This window comes from Caballeronia sp. (assembly GCF_049581465.1).
In the GTDB taxonomy this organism is placed as follows: Bacteria; Pseudomonadota; Gammaproteobacteria; order Burkholderiales; family Burkholderiaceae; genus Caballeronia.
In genome coordinates this window covers 1-2,979 of sequence record NZ_JBAUSA010001394.1, presented here as the reverse complement: position 1 = coordinate 2,979, position 2,979 = coordinate 1, and the positions used below count along the sequence as shown (strand labels likewise).

Genomic DNA, 2,979 nt, shown 5'->3' with positions numbered 1-2,979 from the left:
CGTGTCCAAGCAGTAGCAGTGGCAGGACCCAAGCGAAGTCTAAGCATCAAGGGCCGCGGTTAAGCGGTGTCTCCTTCTTTTTACCGGGAGATGCACTTAACCGCGGTAATTTTTTTACGTCTGCACTTTTGCGTAATGAGTTGTTTATGAGCACAGTTCCTTTGACCCAACGGGGCGCGGCTTTGCTGCGCGATGAATTGCATCGCCTGAAATCGGTGGAGCGGCCGTCTGTCGTGAACTCGATCTCCGAAGCGCGAGCTCAGGGCGATCTTTCCGAGAACGCCGAGTACGACGCGGCGAAAGAGAAGCAGGGCTTTATCGAAGGCCGGATTGCGGAGCTCGAGTCGAAACTCGCCGCGGCGCAGGTGATCGACCCAACGGCCGTGGAAGCCGACGGCCGTGTGATTTTCGGCGCGACCGTGGACCTCGAAGACCTGGCGTCGGGCGCTGCGGTGACCTACCAGATCGTCGGCGACGACGAAGCCGATATCGACCACGGGCTCGTATCGATCAGTTCGCCCATCGCGCGGGCGCTGATCGGCAAGACGGAAGGCGATGTCGCGTCGGTGCAGGCACCCAGCGGCGCGCGTGATTACGAAGTTATTTCGGTGAAGTACATCTGATGATGGCCCATCGACTCTTCCGGATCGTCGCCATGGTCTGGGTGGGCAGCCTGCTGGCGCTCGGCTACATTGCGGTGCCAGTCCTGTTCAGCATGCTCGACCTGAGTGTGGCGGGGTCGGTCGGCGCCCAGTTATTCCGCATTGAGGGAATCATTGGCGTGGCGTGCGGTATCGTCCTGCTGTTGATGGCCAATCGGCTCAGTCGTGCCGGTTTCGACGACTACAGACGCACGCGGTGGGTCATTGCCGCCATGCTGGTATGCGTGCTGATCGGCTATTTTGCGCTTGCGCCGTTCATGAACGCAATCCTGGTGGCCGCGCGCGCCAGTGGCGTAGAACTCGCGAATTCTCCGGATGCAAGCCGGTTTGGCATGCTCCACGGGATATCGACCGCATTTTATGTGGTGGAAAGCGTGTTAGGGCTGATGTTGTTCTGGCGATTGCCGGGCCGGTTTTCAACGCACGCCGTTGTTCCGAAAGGCAAGTCGGCGAGCGTCGCGGCGAAAAGAGCGCGCGGCTGAACTGCTGTCACCGACGAACGCGTCAGCGACAGCCGGAATTTCCTTAAGCGTCCCGGCGCGGCCCTGGAAAGCTTACTTCGACGATTGATGGTGGCGCTTGGCGCTTGGCAGACGCTTCTTGGCGCGTTTGACATTGCCGCCAGCGGTCACGCGTTCGTTGCCGCGAACCAGAAGTTTTTGCTTTTTCGGCTTGCGAACCACCGGCGCGTCACGCGTGATCTTGACGACTTTCACTACGCGCGGTGCTCGTCCCTTCGACGTATCTTCTGCTGCAGCTTCGCGAGCGCTCGGCGGCGCCAGGCGATTCGCGCCACGAACACCGGCTGCGCGCGACGGCGCAACCGCATCGGATTGGGGACGCCATATCACCAGCAACTTGCCGATCTGCTGCACCGGCGCTGCATCGAGCTTGTCGCAAATTTCGGCGTAAGCGGCTATGCGGCTTTCGCGGTCGTCACCGAACACGCGAATCTTGATCAGCTGATGCACGGCGAGGTGGACTTCGATCTCGGCCAGCACGGCCTCGGTCAGCCCATCGCCGCCGATCAGTACGACGGGCTTGAGCGCGTGAGCCTGGGAGCGCAGGTCGGCGCGTTGGGCAGGAGAGAGTTTGAGAGCTGACATGAGAAGTAATGGACTCGACTAAAATGAGGGGCGCCGTAGCGTAACAGCGGCTAGACGGTCGCAAATTGCAAAATAAAGGCGAGCAGGGCGGGCGCCTCGCTTGAGAAAATACGGACAGCGCCCATGCGAACGAATGCAAGTGTGGCGAGCAACGGGCTTGATTTTAACGAATCTTTAATCGCCGGAGCTCGATCACCGCTAGTCACGAGTTCCAGCCAGAAACGGGCGAAATGCCTGCTTCGAGTTCCGAAACCAGAGCGCGACGGGCGGGAATGCTTTCCTCACACCGCCATAGACTGCCTGACAAATGAGCAAAACGTAAGCGGTAACTCAGGCTGCACTTAGGCCCGGCTCAGGCCTGATTCAGGCCGCACCGGGGCTACAAACCAAGCAGCAGCCCAAATTAGACGCGTATTATCCGCTAAAAGTACAGTATTACGCAGCAAGAGTTCATTCTTAATGGCAAAAAACCGCTTCAATTACTCGTGGCTGCACGACCACATCAACGACCCGTACGTGAAGCTCGCCCAGCGCGAGGGGTACCGGGCGCGCGCCGCATACAAGCTCAAGGAGATCGACGAGCAGGACAAACTGATCAAGCCCGGCCATGTGATCGTCGACCTGGGGTCGACGCCCGGGAGCTGGAGCCAGTATGCGCGCAATCAGTTGGCCAAAGGCTCGAAGCGCGGCGAAACACGCGAAGGCGGAATTGATGGCAAGATCATTGCGCTGGACTTGCTGCCAATGGAACCGATTGCCGACGTGACGTTCATCCAGGGTGATTTCCGCGAAGACGCAGTGCTGGACCAACTCCGCGAAATGCTGGGCGATCATCAGGTAGACCTTGTAATTTCGGACATGGCCCCCAACCTCTCAGGGGTAGCCTCTGCGGATGCCGCGCGAATCGAGCACCTGTGCGATCTGGCGCTGGAGTTCTCGCAGCATCACTTGAAGCCGGATGGCGCCTTGCTGGTGAAGTGCTTTCACGGCAGTGGCTATAGTCAGATCGTGAAAAAGTTCAAGGAACAGTTCAAAATCGTCGCGCCGCGCAAGCCTAAGGCGTCGCGCGATAAATCGTCCGAAACGTTTATTTTGGGCAGGCAACTCAAGCATCGTGATTGAGTTTTGCTGAAGGTACGACCGCCGGCGGAGGGTTTCGAACCCGGTGGAAATGCCCGAGTTGTCCGGAAATTCAGTCCTGTCAGCTATCT

4 protein-coding genes are annotated in these 2,979 nt (G+C 59.0%); 3 read left to right on the top strand and 1 reads right to left on the bottom strand.

The genetic code is table 11. The features are described from left to right. The first annotated feature begins 146 nt into the window (after positions 1-146). Both greA and WCA53_RS33695 read left to right on the top strand, forming a co-directional pair. Positions 147-623: a transcription elongation factor GreA gene (gene greA / locus WCA53_RS33700; RefSeq protein WP_423922351.1), complete on the top strand. Its 477-nt coding sequence runs from the start codon at positions 147-149 to the stop codon at positions 621-623. A gap of 2 nt (positions 624-625) precedes the next feature. Beyond that, entirely contained in the window at positions 626-1,144 is a 519-nt protein-coding gene (locus WCA53_RS33695) for a DUF4149 domain-containing protein (RefSeq protein WP_423922354.1), read from the top strand. 72 nt (positions 1,145-1,216) lie between these two features. Here the strand turns inward: WCA53_RS33695 and WCA53_RS33690 are convergent, their stop codons facing one another. Continuing rightward, entirely contained in the window at positions 1,217-1,768 is a 552-nt protein-coding gene (locus tag WCA53_RS33690; RefSeq protein WP_423922348.1) for a YhbY family RNA-binding protein, read from the bottom strand. Positions 1,769-2,227: 459 nt separating this feature from the next. Between WCA53_RS33690 and WCA53_RS33685 the strand changes: the two genes are divergently transcribed. Then, complete coding sequence (locus WCA53_RS33685; protein ID WP_423922343.1) at positions 2,228-2,890, top strand: RlmE family RNA methyltransferase; 663 nt, start codon at positions 2,228-2,230, stop codon at positions 2,888-2,890. Positions 2,891-2,979 lie beyond the last annotated feature (89 nt).

Excerpts from the sequence above, each read along its gene's own strand:
- WCA53_RS33695 (WP_423922354.1), top strand. The coding sequence starts at position 626 with ATGGCCCATCGACTCTTCCGGATCGTCGCCATGGTCTGGGTGGGCAGC.
- greA (WP_423922351.1), top strand. The coding sequence starts at position 147 with ATGAGCACAGTTCCTTTGACCCAACGGGGCGCGGCTTTGCTGCGCGAT.
- WCA53_RS33685 (WP_423922343.1), top strand. The coding sequence starts at position 2,228 with ATGGCAAAAAACCGCTTCAATTACTCGTGGCTGCACGACCACATCAAC.
- WCA53_RS33690 (WP_423922348.1), bottom strand. The coding sequence starts at position 1,768 with ATGTCAGCTCTCAAACTCTCTCCTGCCCAACGCGCCGACCTGCGCTCC.